This window comes from Aeromonas popoffii (assembly GCF_000820025.1).
Lineage (GTDB): Bacteria > Pseudomonadota > Gammaproteobacteria > Enterobacterales > Aeromonadaceae > Aeromonas > Aeromonas popoffii.
Genome location: NZ_CDBI01000085.1, coordinates 1 through 13,070, shown reverse-complemented (window position 1 = coordinate 13,070; position 13,070 = coordinate 1). Strand labels below are relative to the sequence as shown.

Below are 13,070 nucleotides of genomic sequence, written 5' to 3'. Positions count from 1 at the left end.
TAATTGGTACGGCTTGTTTGCCTACGCATTACCCTTCTGATATAGATGTCGCCCTCATTTTATGGATGGCACGGGTAGCGTGCTGAATTAGGAGACAGGGCATGCCAACAGGCGAAAACAGGAAATCTCTGGGCCCCCTGGCCATTGCGGGTGTAGCGCCTTACCAGGAAAAACCGGGTGAGGAGTACATGAATGACCAACAAAAGGCACATTTTCGCAAGATCCTGGGAGCTTGGCGCAACCAACTGATGCAGGAAGTTGACCGCACCGTTGACCATATGAAGGATGAGGCTGCCAACTTTCCGGATCCCGTGGATCGCGCCGCGCAAGAAGAAGAGTTCGCTCTTGAATTGCGTACCCGCGACCGTGAACGCAAGCTGATCAAGAAGATCGAGAAGACATTGGTGCTGCTTGAAGACGATGACTTCGGTTACTGCGAGCATTGCGGTATCGAGATTGGTATCCGTCGTCTGGAAGCCCGTCCGACAGCCGACCTCTGTGTCGACTGCAAAACACTTGCTGAAATCAAGGAAAAACAGATGGCCGGTTGATACCGACCACTGGCATAACTGAAAAAAGGGGGCTTGCGAGCTCCCTTTTTTATTGAGCTTTTGGTCGGGGCGTCCCAGAATGCAGCTTCAATGAATCGCTTGCCCTAATTGCCATGCCCGTGAATACACTCCCGTCGCCCCAGACTCGCCCCTATACAGGTCGCTTTGCCCCCTCCCCGTCAGGCCCGCTCCATTTTGGCTCCCTGATTGCGGCGCTCGGCAGTTTCTTGCAGGCCAGGGCGCAACAGGGGCGCTGGCTGGTGCGGATCGAAGACATAGACCCGCCACGGGAGATGGCCGGTGCCGCGTCGCTCATACTGCAGACCTTGGCGGCCCACGGCCTGGAGTGGGATGGGGAAGTGATGTACCAGAGCCGGCGTCATGGCCGTTATGACGAGATCATCAGGCAGCTCTATCAGGCTGGCGATCTCTACTGGTGCCGCTGTACCCGGCGCGAGATCATGGCGGGCGGCGGTTTGTACCGCGGCCACTGTCGCGATCTTGGTCTCGGGGCCGAGGGATGCGCCGCCCGGCTGCGCCAGCACCATCCGGTCTACCATTTCGAGGATGGGTTGCAGGGCCGCATTGCGGTTCCTGCGGCGCTGGCCGAAGAGGACTTCATCATACGCCGTCGGGATGGCCTCTACGCCTATAACCTGGCGGTGGTGGTGGACGACATGGACAGCGGCATCACAGAGATAGTACGTGGTGCCGATCTGTTGGAGCCCACGGTACGCCAGGTTGCCCTCTACCAGACGCTGGGGGCCAGCGTCCCCGCCTGGGTGCACCTGCCACTGGCGGTGCTGGCAGATGGCCACAAGTTGTCGAAGCAGAACCATGCGCCGGCACTGGCGTTGGACGAGGTCAGGCCGGCCCTGTGGCAGGCGCTGCACTTTCTCGGTCAATGCCCGCCCCCCGAGCTGATGGCGAGCCGCATTGACGAGATCATCGGCTGGGGCATTACCCACTGGCGGCTCGACCGGGTTCCAGCCAGAGAGAAGATCAGCCTGGCACAGGGAGCACCTGACTTTGCATTGGGTCAGACCTGAGCGCGCTGACATGGACAACACAATTTTTTGTTTAGCCAAGCCTGAACTTTTTGAATGAACCACATCGTTTTTCATTTAGTCAGGCCTGAGCTATGATAGGCCGCTATTTTTTGGCCTCCCGTCAATTTGAAGTCATGAAGAGGTGTACCATTTTTTCCCAGATCGCAAACTTTTGCCGCAAGGTGCTCGGCAAGGAAGACGGCGAGCAGTCGGTGGAGTCTCCCATCCCAGCCCACGTAACCGGGCAACGCCGTACCTTAAGCCGTGACCAGCACCCCATCTCGCGCAAAGAGATCAGCGAGAATGCGCTCAAGGTGCTCTATCGCCTGAACAAGGGTGGCTATGATGCCTACCTGGTCGGCGGGGGCGTCCGGGATCTGCTGCTCGGGAGGACGCCAAAGGATTTCGACATCGCGACCAACGCGACGCCGGAGCAAATCAAGGCGCTGTTCAGCAACTGCCGCCTGATTGGCCGCCGCTTCCGCCTGGCCCACATCGTCTTTGGTCGTGACGTGATCGAAGTGGCCACCTTCCGGGGTCACCACCATCAGGTCAATACCAGCAAGCATGTGTCGGCCCAGTCTGATGAAGGCATGCTGCTGCGCGACAACGTCTACGGCACCATTGAAGAGGATGCAGAGCGTCGCGATTTCACCGTCAACGCCCTCTACTACAGCGCCAGAGATTTCACCCTGCACGATTTCGAGGGCGGCATAGAGGATCTCGCCCAGCGCAAGCTGGAGCTGATCGGCGATCCCGAGACCCGCTATCGTGAGGATCCGGTGCGCATGCTGCGCGCCGTGCGTTTCGCCGCCAAGCTGGACATGACCATCAGCCCACGCAGTGCCACCCCCATCAAGGAGCTGGCATCACTGCTGCAGGATATCCCCGCCGCCCGCCTGTTTGAGGAGACCCTCAAGCTGTTCCTGGCTGGCGATGGCCTGGCGACCTACAAGCTGATGCGCGAATACGGGTTGTTCCAGCCGCTGTTCCCGCAGGTAGCCGCCCTGTTCACTCCCCACGGCACCTCGCCGTTCGAGCAGTTCATCGAACTGGCGCTGCTCGATACCGACACCCGGGTGCGCGCAGACAAGCGGGTCACCCCGGCCTTCCTCTATGCCACCCTGCTGTGGGGCTGTGTCGAAGCCCGCGCCCGCGTACTGGAAAATGAGAGCGGTCTGCCCTGGCACGACGCCTTCATGCTGGCCATCAACGAGGTGCTGGACAACCAGGTGCGGATCATCGCCGTACCGCGCCGTTTCACCACCGATGTCCGCGACATCTGGGCCCTGCAACAGCGACTGACCCGCCGTCAGGGTCGTCACCCCGAGCGGGCCATGGAACACCCGAAATTCCGCGCGGCCTACGACTTCCTGTTGCTGCGTAACCGGGTCGAACGCGGCCTTGGCGAACTCGCCAGCTGGTGGGAACGCTATGTGGAGTCCAATCCGGATGTACGCCCGCAACTGCAACGGGAAGCGACCCGCCGCCCTGCGAGCGGCGAGCATGCCCAAGCCGGTGAACCCCGTAGCGGTGACGGCGAGAAACGTGATAGCAACAGCCGCAGTCGTCGTCGCCCGCGCCGTCGCAAACCGAAAGCGGCGCAGTGACCACCAGCGTCATGACGGAGGTCTTCGTTGCCATCGGCTCCAATCTGGCTGACCCGCTCGGCCAGGCTCGCCGCGCCGTCGTCGCACTGGCGGCGCTGCCGGAGTCCCGGTTGCAGCAGGCCTCCTCGTTTTACAGCAGCCGCCCCATGGGCCCTGCGGATCAGCCGGACTACGTCAATGCCGTGGTGCGGCTGAATACCCGGCTCGGCCCTCTGGCCTTGCTGGATCAACTGCAAAAAATCGAGCTGGAACAGGGACGTGTGCGCAAGGATGAGCGTTGGGGGCCCAGAACCCTGGATCTCGATCTGCTGCTCTATGGCGATCGGATCATCAGGCATGAGCGCCTCGTCGTTCCCCATTACGGCATGAAGGAGCGGGCGTTCGTACTGCTGCCCCTTGCCGAGATTGCGCCCGCTCTGGTGCTGCCCTGCGGCACCCCGCTCGCACAACTGGTTGCCCGCTGCCCGCACAATGATCTTGCCATCATTGCCCCCGGTGCAGACATAGGGGAACCCTGATGAGCAGAGCCATCGACGCCCTTGTGATCCTCACAGACACACGCGGCGAGTAGGAGCAACGTTATGAGCAAGATCACCACCACCAGCCTGCTGAAGATGAAGCAGGAAGGGCAACGCATCACCGCCATCACCGCCTATGATGCCACCTTTGCCAAGCTGTTCGACGACGAAGGGGCCCACGTGCTGCTCATCGGCGATTCGCTGGGCATGGTGCTGCAAGGGGGTCAGGACACCCTGGCGGTCAACATGGATGAGATGGTCTATCACACCCGCTGTGTGGCGCGTGGTGCCAGCAAGGCGCTGGTCGTCGCCGACATGCCGTTCATGAGCTATGCCACTTCGGATCAGACTTACCAGAACGCCGCCCGCCTGATGGCCGCCGGAGCCCGCATGGTGAAGATGGAAGGGGGCGACTGGCTGTGTGACAGCATTCGCCACCTGACTCGCAATGGCGTGCCTGTCTGTGGCCACCTCGGCCTCACCCCCCAATCCGTCCATGTGTTTGGCGGCTTCAAGGTGCAAGGTCGCGACGAGTTCCAGGCCCAGGAGATCTACCGTCAGGCCCTCGAACTGCAAGCAGCCGGCATCCAGATGCTGGTGCTCGAGTGCGTACCGGTCGCCCTTGCCGAACGCCTCACCAAGGCGCTGCGCATCCCGGTGATCGGCATCGGTGCCGGTCCCGTCACCGATGGCCAGATCCTGGTGATGCACGATGCCTTAGGCATCACCTCAGGTTACGTGCCCAAGTTCACCAAGAACTTCCTGGCCGAGACCGGTGACATACGTGCCGCCATCCGGCTCTATGTGCAGCAAGTGAGCGAGGGGACCTTCCCCGGCCCCGAACACTGTTTCAACTGATCCGGCGCTATGGATGAGAGCGGGGGCACAAGCCCCCGTTTCGCTGTCCCTTGCCCGCTGATGCAACCCGTTTTCTCTGTTTGATATTTCCGAAGGTGAACTGCCGATGTTGGTCGTTAACAATCCTGCCGCTCTGCGTGAACAGATCGGCCAATGGCGCCGTGAAGGGCGTGCCATCGCATTCGTGCCCACCATGGGCAACCTCCATCAGGGGCACCTGACGCTAGTGAAAGAGGCGCACCGCCATGCCGGTAAGGTGGTGGTCAGCATCTTCGTCAACCCCATGCAGTTCGACAAGGCAGAGGATCTCGTCAACTATCCGCGCACCCTGGAGCAGGATTGCGCTGCACTGGAAGCCGCTGGCGTCGACATGGTGTTCACCCCGACGCCGGAGATCATGTATCCGCAGGGGCTGGCGAGCCAAACCTTCGTCGAGGTGCCGGGTCTCTCCGGCCTGCTGGAAGGAGCGCTGCGTCCGGGGCATTTTCGTGGCGTCAGCACAGTGGTGACCAAGCTGTTCAATCTGGTACAGCCGGATGTGGCCTGTTTCGGCCAGAAGGATTACCAGCAGCTGGCGCTCATTCGCAAGATGGTGGCCGACATGGCCATGCCCATCGAGATCGTCGGCGTGCCCACGGTGCGGGCCGAAGACGGGCTGGCTCTGTCGTCACGCAACGGCTACCTGACCGCGGCCGAGCGGGCGCTGGCCCCCGAGCTGGCACGCACCATGAACTGGATTGCCGAGCAGATCGCAGGGGTCGATCACCACCTGCCCTCTCTGGTGGCGCAGGCCAGCCAGCGCCTCGATAACGCAGGTTTCCGTACCGACGCCATCGACATCGTCGATGCCGTGACCCTGGAATCCGCCACCGACCAGAGCCAGCAACTGGTGATCCTGATGGCGGCCTATCTCGGCAAGGCCCGCCTCATCGACAACCGCGTGGTCACGCTTCAGCACGCCTGAGTCAGTCACAACCTAGAGAGTTTCATCTCCAAGAGGTTTATTGCCTCTTCCTGTTCCTGCCCAAGTCTGGCCAGGAGCAGGCCCGGTTTCAGGTGCTGCCATATCCTGCGTGAAGATGGCGGCCAGCAATACATAGTCACCCGCCACATCGCCACTCCGTTTGCCGAAGGGGCGTTTCCCCATCGTCTTTAACGAGACCTAGCGTAACTGCCTGGCCGATGATGGTCTGGCTGCCAAGTAGAACGTCTGCGTCTACCGTGAGGAGCAGGCGCAGAACGAGGCCCCCAGCGCTGACCTGCACTGGACCATACGAGCAGACGCCCTCATAGGGCATGGTGCCCCCCCCCGGCAACCACCGGGATCCGCGAACGCAAAAAGAAACAGGGCGCCCGAATGGACGCCCTGTTTTGAGTACAACTCAGTGCCGCAGCCCGGTACCGCGGGAGATGAGCCACCAGGCCAGTCCGTAGAGCGCGGCGATGAAGCCGATGATGATGAGGTAGGCGGTGCCGAGCGGCACGTCAGAGATACCGAGGAAGCCGTAGCGGAACGCGTTCACCATGTAAATGATGGGGTTCACCTGGGAGACCCCATGCCAGAAGGGCGGTAGCAGGCTGATGGAGTAAAACACCCCGCCCAGATAAGTGAGCGGCGTCAGCACGAAGGTGGGAATGATGCTGATGTCGTCGAAGGTCTTGGCAAACACGGCGTTGATCAGCCCCCCCAGCGAGAAGAGGATGGCGGTCAGCAGCACGGTAAAGCAGACACTGAACAGATGGTGGATCTGCAGCGGCACGAAGAACAGCGACACCAGGGTGACGATGAGGCCGACACAGAGGCCACGCGCCACGCCTCCCCCCACGTAACCGGCGATGATGACGTAGTTGGGCACGGGCGCCACCAGCAGCTCCTCCACATTGCGCTGGAACTTGGCGCTGAAGAAGGAGGAAGCGACGTTGGAGTAGGAGTTGGTGATCACCGACATCATGATGAGTCCAGGCACGATGAACTCCATGTAGCTGACCCCTCCCATGTCACCGATGCGCGAGCCGATGAGGTTGCCGAAGATGACAAAATAGAGGCTCATGGTGATGGCGGGCGGCACCAGGGTCTGGATCCAGATCCGGGTGAAGCGGCTCACCTCCTTGGCCAGAATGCTCTTGAAGGCGATGTAATACGTGGTCAGATTCATGCTTTTCTCCCCTCCTCGACCAGACTGACGAACAGCTCTTCCAGTCGATTGGCCTTGTTGCGCATGCTCAACACCTGCACCTGCTGGCCCGACAGCTGCTCGAACAGGCTATTGAGAGACTGACTCTTGTCCAGATCCACTTCCAGAGTGCGCTCATCCTGCATGCGGCCGTTGAACTCGGGCACATTCGGCACGACGGAGCCCGGTGCCAGATCCAACATGAAGGTCTCGCGGCTCAGCTTGCCGAGCAGCTTCTTCATGCTGGTGTTCTCGATCAGGCGACCCTTGTCGATGATGCCTATGTTGCGGCACAGCATCTCGGCCTCTTCCAGATAGTGAGTGGTGAGTATGATGGTGACCCCCTGCTCGTTGAGCTCTTTGAGGAAGGTCCACATGGAGCGGCGGATCTCGATATCCACCCCGGCGGTCGGTTCGTCCAGGATCAGCAATCTGGGCTCGTGCATCAGGGCGCGGGCTATCATCAGCCGACGCTTCATGCCACCGGAGAGAGTGCGGGCCGGCATGTCACGCTTGTCCCACAGATCGAGCTGACGCAGGTATTTCTCGGCGCGGATCTTGGCTTCGGCCTTGGGCACGCCGTAGAAACCGGCCTGATGGGTGACAATCTGGATCACCTTCTCAAACTGACTGAAGTTGAACTCCTGTGGCACCAGGCCGAGCTGGGCCTTGGCCTGTTCGAGATCGCTGTCGATGTCGTAGCCAAACACCTTCACCTTGCCGGCGCTCTTGTTCACCAGCGAGCTGATGATGCCGATGGTGGTGGACTTGCCTGCCCCGTTGGGGCCGAGCAGGGCGAAGAAATCCCCCTGCTTGACGGTCAGATCTATGCCTTTAAGGGCTTCCACGCCCCCCTGATAGGTCTTTTTCAGGCCGCTTATTTCCAGTGCGTTCATTGCAACCCCTGTGATGGCGGATCCCATCTCGATACAGAAAAGGCGGCCGGGGCCGCCTTGCAGACAAAAATGGCGCTCGGCCACCTCGCCCGTGATATTCCTGGACCTTGCTTACTCTTGCGGTACTACCTTGCCGATGAACGGCAGATTACGGTACTTCTGGGCGTAGTCGATACCACAACCCACTACGAATTCGTCCGGAATGGAGAAACCGATCCAGTCCACCGGCACCTGCACCTCGCGACGGGACGGCTTGTCCAGCAGGGTGCAGATGGCGAGGGATTTCGGCTCGCGCAGTGACAGGATTTCACGCACCTTGTTGAGGGTGTAGCCGGTGTCGATGATGTCCTCGACGATCAACACGTCCTTGCCCTTGATGTCGTCATCCAGATCTTTGAGGATGCGAACGTCACGGGTACTGCGCAGGCCGGAGCCATAGCTGGAGGCGGTCATAAAATCCAGGGTGACGGGCAGCGGGGTCTGGCGGCACAAGTCGGCCAGGAAGACGCAGGAGCCGCGCAGCAGGCCAATCATGACCACTTCGTCAGAACCCTGATAACGGGCGGTGATCTCTTCACCCAATTTGGCGATCCGGGCGGCCACATCGGCCTCGGAGATCATCACCTCGACGGTGTGTTTCATCACTTACTCCCTCATGGCCAAAGGGATTTGGCCGTTCATTAACGTCAAAACCGAGGATTCTACCATCCAAGCCGAGAGGCGTCAGGCATACGTGATGCTTTTATCGGCTTATTTTAATTGATAGAGTTAGCAGGCTCTCGGGCATTATCGGTGACAATACTATAAACACCATAATCAATAACTATTAGATGAAAAAACTATGGAACCACGCGCAGAAATAAGACGTCGAACCCGGCTTTCTCCGGAAGCTCGTCGCACTCAATTGATGGAATGTGCCATCGAGGTGTTCTCCCGTCGCGGCATAGGCCGTGCGGGTCACGCCGAGATAGCAGAACAGGCCAAAGTCTCGGTAGCTACCGTGTTCAACTATTTCAACACTCGCGAAGAGCTGGTGGATGAAGTGTTGGCCGAGATCGAACGCTTCGTTCACCAGATGCTGGAACAGGCCTATACCGGCCAGGGTCCAATCAACGACAGCATTCGTCGTCACGTGAAGCTGTTTGTCGATGCAGCCTACGATCAACCCGACCATGCCAGCATCTGGCTGGAGTGGAGTTCATCGGTGCGGGAAGAAGTCTGGCCCCGTTATGCCAAGCTGCTGGACAAGGCATTGGAGCGCATCGCGCCCCATTTGCAACGAGCCATGGATGCCGGTGAGATCCAGAGTGTGCTGTCCGCCCAGGACCTGGCTCGCTCCCTGACCGGTTTTGGTTACGTCATGATGCAGATGATCAACCAGCCACAACGCCCGTCACGGGAAAATGTGACCGATTTTCTGTTCAAGTACGTGACGGCCCCCATCCAGGCCGCCTAACCCGCCTCGTGAATGACAAACGGCGCAGGACTGTTCATGTCGGCGCCGTTTTTATTTGTCCCTTTGCTACCGGTTCAGCCGCTGTCACCAGAGATCGCCAGCAAGGTGATGAATCACGGGTCAAGCGTTGGCATAGCCCCAGCGGCTGGTCAGCGCGTGCTCGACCCCTAGGTGATCCAGGATCCGCGCCACCATGAAGTCCACCAGATCCTCGATACTTTTCGGCTCATGATAAAAACCGGGTGCGGCCGGCATGATGGTCACCCCGAGTCGCGCCAGTTTGAGCATGTTCTCCAGATGGATGGCGGAGAAAGGGCTCTCGCGGGGCACCAGAATCAGCTGGCCGCGCTCCTTGATCACCACATCCGCCGCCCGCTCCAGCAAGTTGTCGGAAGCGCCGTTGGCGATGGCCGAGACGGTGCCCATGGAGCAGGGGCAGACCACCATCTGCTTGGGAGCCGCCGAGCCAGAGGCCACCGGCGAGAACCACTCCTCCTTGCCGCAGGCAATTATCTGACCCTCTTTAGCGCCATATTGGTGGCAGAGATAGGCAGAGAGCGCTTTCGGCGAGCCGGGCCAATCTTGCTGCTGCTCGGTCTTGAGCACTACTCTCGCCGCCGATGAGGCGAGCAGATAGACCCGATAGTCCGCCTGCACCAGACACTGGAGCAGGCGCAGGGCGTAGGGGGCGCCGGAGGCGCCGGTCAGTGCCAGAGTGATCGCTTTGTTCATAGTTCGCCGTGGTAATCCTTGAGGCGGGCGATCAGCTTGTCATGAATACCGCCAAAGCCGCCATTGCTCATGATCAGAATATGATCGCCATCGCGGCTCTCGGCCACCAGCCGGTTGATCAGGGTCTCCAGATCGTTGAACACCTTGGCCGGTCGGCTCATGTGAGCTGTCACCTCGCCGAGATCCCAACCGATGTTGGGTGGCTGGAAGAAGAACACCTCGTCGGCGCCAGTGAAGCAACCGGCCAGCTCCTCCTTGTGCACCCCCAACTTCATGGTGTTGGAGCGCGGCTCCAGCACCGCCAGAATGCGTGACGCACCCACCTTGGCACGCAGGCCGCCGAGGGTGGTCTCGATGGCAGTCGGGTGGTGGGCAAAGTCGTCATAGACGCTGATGCCTGCCACCTCGCCCTTGAGCTCCATCCGCCGCTTGGGGGACTTGAACTGGCAGAGGGCCGCGATGCCATGCTCCACCATGACACCGGCATGGCGGGCGGCGGCGATGGCCATCAGGCCGTTGTTGACGTTGTGCTCGCCGATGCACTCCCAGTGCACCTCGCCCTGCTTCTGCCCATCCAGCCACACCTCGAAGGCGGAGCCGTCATCGGCCAGCTTGACCGCTTTCCACTTGGCATCGTCCTGACCCACCAGCTCCACCTCGCTCCAGCAGCCCATCTTGCGCACGGCGGTGAGGTTATCATCTGCTTTCGGGAACAACACCCGCCCATTGCTCGGCACGGTACGCATCAGGTGGTGGAACTGGCGCTGGATGGCGGCGAGATCCGGGAATATGTCCGCGTGGTCGAATTCCAGGTTGTTCATCACCAGGGTGCGCGGGTGGTAATGGACGAACTTGGAGCGCTTGTCGAAGAAGGCGCAGTCATACTCGTCCGCTTCGATGACGAAGAAGGGGGCAGAACCGAGACGGGCGGAAACCGGAAAGTTGCCCGGTACCCCGCCGATGAGAAAACCCGGTTCCAGCTTGGCGTATTCGAGCACCCAGGCCAGCATGCTGGCGGTCGTGGTCTTGCCATGGGTACCTGCCACGGCCAGTACCCAGCGATCCTGCAGCACGTGTTCCAGCAGCCACTGGGGGCCGGAGATATAGGGCAGATTGCGGTCCAGCACATATTCAACACAGGGGTTGCCGCGGCTCATGGCGTTGCCGATCACCACCAGATCCGGCGCGGGATCAAGCTGGGAGGGGTCATATCCCTCGGTCAGTTCTATGCCCTGTTGCTCGAGCTGGGTACTCATGGGGGGATAGACGTTGGCATCCGAGCCAGTGACTCGATAACCAAGCTGTTTTGCCAACACCGCCAGACCACCCATGAAGGTGCCGCAGATCCCGAGGATGTGAATGTGCATACCGCTGCCTTTTCCAGTAAAGGGAGTGCGCATTCTAGGGTCTGTTGACGTTTGGTCGCAAGCCGCGGGCGTGACGAGACGTCAATAGACCCAGGCAAGCGGGCCACCATTTGGCAGACCCGGGCTGCACGTCATCAGCCAAGGCTGTCACAGTGCCCTTGAAATATGGTCATTTGACGCGACATCGCTATAATATCGGCCTGCAAACTTGACTCCAACACTGAAGGAAACGTCATGAGCCTGAACCTGGTACCGGCTGGCAAGAGCCTGCCCGACGACATCTACGTCATCATCGAAATCCCGCAGAATGCCGACCCGATCAAATACGAAGTCGACAAGGACAGCGGTGCCATCTTCGTTGATCGCTTCATGTCGACCCCTATGTTCTACCCGTGCAACTACGGTTACGTGAACGCCACCCTGTCTCTGGATGGTGATCCGGTTGACGTTCTGGTTCCGACCCCCTACCCGTTGCTGGCCGGCTCCGTCATTCGCTGCCGCCCGGTTGGCGTGCTGAAGATGACCGACGAATCTGGCGAAGATGCCAAGATCGTGGCCGTGCCGCACTCCAAGCTGACCAAGCAGTACGACCACATCAAGGATGTGAACGATCTGCCCGAGCTGCTGAAAGCCCAGATCCAGCACTTCTTCGAGCGCTACAAAGAGCTGGAAGCGGGCAAGTGGGTCAAGGTGGAAGGTTGGGGCGACAAGGCTGCGGCCGAAGCCGAGATCGTCACCTCTGCCGAGCGTTACGCTGCCAAGTAAGCGTACCCTCGCAACAAGGCGCCTCAGGGCGCCTTTTTTATGGGCTGTTGCGGGCGCAGACTCCGCGTCTCGCCAGCAGGATCGCCCTTGATGTAGATGTCACGGCCATTCTGCCGATAGGGGCGATAAAAGTCGCCACCACAGCGATAACCCCCGCCCTGCACACTCATCAGCTCGCAGTTGACCGGCAATACCTCCAGCCACTTGATGGCCTGCTGAAAACGCAGCCATTCCTGCCATTCATGCTCCCGTGCCAGCTTGTCCCGCAGGGCAAAGGTATCCGCACTGGACATCCCCTTGTTGACGAACACCTGGCCCGCTGCCGCAGGCAAGGCGGCCGACAGCAACAACAGCAGTAGAATTCGCTTCATAACGGTTTCCTGTATGACTTATTTCCAGAATTAAATTTAAAGCCTTATCAGGCTGTTACCCAGATCATCAAAACTAAGCTAATCCAAATCCGGCCAGCTCACCTAGTTGTTTAGTATCACCTCGAGCAGGATGCACATCATGAAACTGGCACACGGTCTGTTATTAAGTCTAGTGTTCGCATCCACGGTCGGCGCCAACGAAGTCAATCTGAGCTGGCAGTGGCAGTCTGCCGACGGCCAGCAGAAGCACCTGCGACTGAATGCAGACGAACGCATCATGTCCGCCAGCCGCCACGAGATGACCCAGCTCAACGCCTCCCTCAACTATCCGCTGGAGACACTCTACGCCTACATCAGCCCGCGCCTTTACAACAGCATCAACCTTATCAACCAGACCAGTCCCGAGACCGCCACCAAGTTTCGCAATCTGGAACAGGCCTTCACCCTGCACGACGACAGCATGGAGTCGACCCTGTTCTGGCAGGCCTACCAGCAATATCAGGACGATGCCTTCTACCAGATGCGGGTGGTGCCCTGTGTGCACCCGGCCAATCGCAAGCTGCCCTGCGTACGCCCCAACTACTCCCAGCTGTTCTACCAGTTCAAAGGAGACCTGAGGCCCCTGGCGAAACAGTTTTCCGCCAAGGATCTGGCCACCAGCGTCGGCCTGCTGCAGGAGTGGCTGAGCGCCATCCCCACCCCCCCCGAGCAGATGGATCACTT

15 protein-coding genes are annotated in these 13,070 nt (G+C 59.9%); 9 read left to right on the top strand and 6 right to left on the bottom strand.

What is annotated here, in order from left to right:
* Positions 1-101 precede the first annotated feature (101 nt).
* From dksA to panC, 6 genes are all read left to right on the top strand, one after another.
* Entirely contained in the window at positions 102-551 is a 450-nt protein-coding gene (gene dksA, locus BN1129_RS18320) for an RNA polymerase-binding protein DksA (RefSeq protein WP_033137830.1), read from the top strand.
* Between the two features lie 113 nt (positions 552-664).
* Positions 665-1,600: a tRNA glutamyl-Q(34) synthetase GluQRS gene (gene gluQRS, locus BN1129_RS18315; protein ID WP_042038500.1), complete on the top strand. Its 936-nt coding sequence runs from the start codon at positions 665-667 to the stop codon at positions 1,598-1,600.
* 134 nt (positions 1,601-1,734) lie between these two features.
* Positions 1,735-3,210 carry a polynucleotide adenylyltransferase PcnB gene (pcnB, locus tag BN1129_RS18310; protein ID WP_042038517.1) on the top strand — a complete coding sequence of 492 codons (1,476 nt, stop codon included), beginning with the start codon at positions 1,735-1,737 and terminating at the stop codon, positions 3,208-3,210.
* A gap of 11 nt (positions 3,211-3,221) precedes the next feature.
* The gene (gene folK, locus BN1129_RS18305; protein WP_042038516.1) at positions 3,222-3,728 is read left to right on the top strand and encodes a 2-amino-4-hydroxy-6-hydroxymethyldihydropteridine diphosphokinase; all 507 of its coding nucleotides are present in this window, start codon (positions 3,222-3,224) and stop codon (positions 3,726-3,728) included.
* 63 nt (positions 3,729-3,791) lie between these two features.
* Positions 3,792-4,586 carry a 3-methyl-2-oxobutanoate hydroxymethyltransferase gene (gene panB / locus BN1129_RS18300; protein ID WP_042038499.1) on the top strand — a complete coding sequence of 265 codons (795 nt, stop codon included), beginning with the start codon at positions 3,792-3,794 and terminating at the stop codon, positions 4,584-4,586.
* Positions 4,587-4,692: 106 nt separating this feature from the next.
* Positions 4,693-5,550 (top strand): pantoate--beta-alanine ligase, encoded by an 858-nt coding sequence (panC, locus tag BN1129_RS18295; RefSeq protein ID WP_042038498.1) that lies wholly within the window; start codon positions 4,693-4,695, stop codon positions 5,548-5,550.
* Positions 5,551-5,968: 418 nt separating this feature from the next.
* Here panC and BN1129_RS18290 read toward each other — a convergent pair whose 3' ends face one another.
* The 3 genes from BN1129_RS18290 to hpt form a co-directional block, all read right to left on the bottom strand.
* Positions 5,969-6,742, bottom strand: coding sequence for an ABC transporter permease (locus BN1129_RS18290; RefSeq protein ID WP_042038497.1), 774 nt, complete (start codon positions 6,740-6,742; stop codon positions 5,969-5,971).
* The gene (locus tag BN1129_RS18285) at positions 6,739-7,656 is read right to left on the bottom strand and encodes an ABC transporter ATP-binding protein (protein WP_042038496.1); all 918 of its coding nucleotides are present in this window, start codon (positions 7,654-7,656) and stop codon (positions 6,739-6,741) included. Before BN1129_RS18285 ends, BN1129_RS18290 begins: the two co-directional genes overlap by 4 nt.
* Before the next feature lie 111 nt (positions 7,657-7,767).
* Positions 7,768-8,298 carry a hypoxanthine phosphoribosyltransferase gene (hpt, locus tag BN1129_RS18280; RefSeq protein ID WP_042038495.1) on the bottom strand — a complete coding sequence of 177 codons (531 nt, stop codon included), beginning with the start codon at positions 8,296-8,298 and terminating at the stop codon, positions 7,768-7,770.
* A 199-nt stretch (positions 8,299-8,497) separates the two neighbouring features.
* Here hpt and BN1129_RS18275 point away from each other — a divergent pair, with 199 nt between their 5' ends.
* Positions 8,498-9,112, top strand: a complete 615-nt coding sequence (locus BN1129_RS18275) for a TetR/AcrR family transcriptional regulator (RefSeq protein WP_042038494.1) — start codon at positions 8,498-8,500, stop codon at positions 9,110-9,112.
* Between the two features lie 120 nt (positions 9,113-9,232).
* Here BN1129_RS18275 and BN1129_RS18270 read toward each other — a convergent pair whose 3' ends face one another.
* Both BN1129_RS18270 and mpl read right to left on the bottom strand, forming a co-directional pair.
* Entirely contained in the window at positions 9,233-9,844 is a 612-nt protein-coding gene (locus BN1129_RS18270) for a flavin prenyltransferase UbiX (RefSeq protein ID WP_042038493.1), read from the bottom strand.
* Positions 9,841-11,211 (bottom strand): UDP-N-acetylmuramate:L-alanyl-gamma-D-glutamyl-meso-diaminopimelate ligase, encoded by a 1,371-nt coding sequence (gene mpl / locus BN1129_RS18265; protein WP_042038492.1) that lies wholly within the window; start codon positions 11,209-11,211, stop codon positions 9,841-9,843. Before mpl ends, BN1129_RS18270 begins: the two co-directional genes overlap by 4 nt.
* Positions 11,212-11,445: 234 nt before the next feature.
* Here mpl and ppa point away from each other — a divergent pair, with 234 nt between their 5' ends.
* Positions 11,446-11,976, top strand: coding sequence for an inorganic diphosphatase (ppa, locus tag BN1129_RS18260; protein WP_005313216.1), 531 nt, complete (start codon positions 11,446-11,448; stop codon positions 11,974-11,976).
* Between the two features lie 23 nt (positions 11,977-11,999).
* Here the strand turns inward: ppa and BN1129_RS18255 are convergent, their stop codons facing one another.
* Complete coding sequence (locus BN1129_RS18255; protein WP_422388454.1) at positions 12,000-12,362, bottom strand: hypothetical protein; 363 nt, start codon at positions 12,360-12,362, stop codon at positions 12,000-12,002.
* Positions 12,363-12,486: 124 nt separating this feature from the next.
* Here BN1129_RS18255 and BN1129_RS18250 point away from each other — a divergent pair.
* On the top strand, positions 12,487-13,070 hold a 584-nt coding region (locus tag BN1129_RS18250; protein ID WP_042038490.1), incomplete at its 3' end, for a hypothetical protein.

Excerpts from the sequence above, each read along its gene's own strand:
- dksA (WP_033137830.1), top strand. The coding sequence starts at position 102 with ATGCCAACAGGCGAAAACAGGAAATCTCTGGGCCCCCTGGCCATTGCG.
- gluQRS (WP_042038500.1), top strand. The coding sequence starts at position 665 with ATGCCCGTGAATACACTCCCGTCGCCCCAGACTCGCCCCTATACAGGT.
- pcnB (WP_042038517.1), top strand. The coding sequence starts at position 1,735 with ATGAAGAGGTGTACCATTTTTTCCCAGATCGCAAACTTTTGCCGCAAG.
- folK (WP_042038516.1), top strand. The coding sequence starts at position 3,222 with ATGACGGAGGTCTTCGTTGCCATCGGCTCCAATCTGGCTGACCCGCTC.
- panB (WP_042038499.1), top strand. The coding sequence starts at position 3,792 with ATGAGCAAGATCACCACCACCAGCCTGCTGAAGATGAAGCAGGAAGGG.
- panC (WP_042038498.1), top strand. The coding sequence starts at position 4,693 with ATGTTGGTCGTTAACAATCCTGCCGCTCTGCGTGAACAGATCGGCCAA.
- BN1129_RS18290 (WP_042038497.1), bottom strand. The coding sequence starts at position 6,742 with ATGAATCTGACCACGTATTACATCGCCTTCAAGAGCATTCTGGCCAAG.
- BN1129_RS18285 (WP_042038496.1), bottom strand. The coding sequence starts at position 7,656 with ATGAACGCACTGGAAATAAGCGGCCTGAAAAAGACCTATCAGGGGGGC.
- hpt (WP_042038495.1), bottom strand. The coding sequence starts at position 8,298 with ATGAAACACACCGTCGAGGTGATGATCTCCGAGGCCGATGTGGCCGCC.
- BN1129_RS18275 (WP_042038494.1), top strand. The coding sequence starts at position 8,498 with ATGGAACCACGCGCAGAAATAAGACGTCGAACCCGGCTTTCTCCGGAA.
- BN1129_RS18270 (WP_042038493.1), bottom strand. The coding sequence starts at position 9,844 with ATGAACAAAGCGATCACTCTGGCACTGACCGGCGCCTCCGGCGCCCCC.
- mpl (WP_042038492.1), bottom strand. The coding sequence starts at position 11,211 with ATGCACATTCACATCCTCGGGATCTGCGGCACCTTCATGGGTGGTCTG.
- ppa (WP_005313216.1), top strand. The coding sequence starts at position 11,446 with ATGAGCCTGAACCTGGTACCGGCTGGCAAGAGCCTGCCCGACGACATC.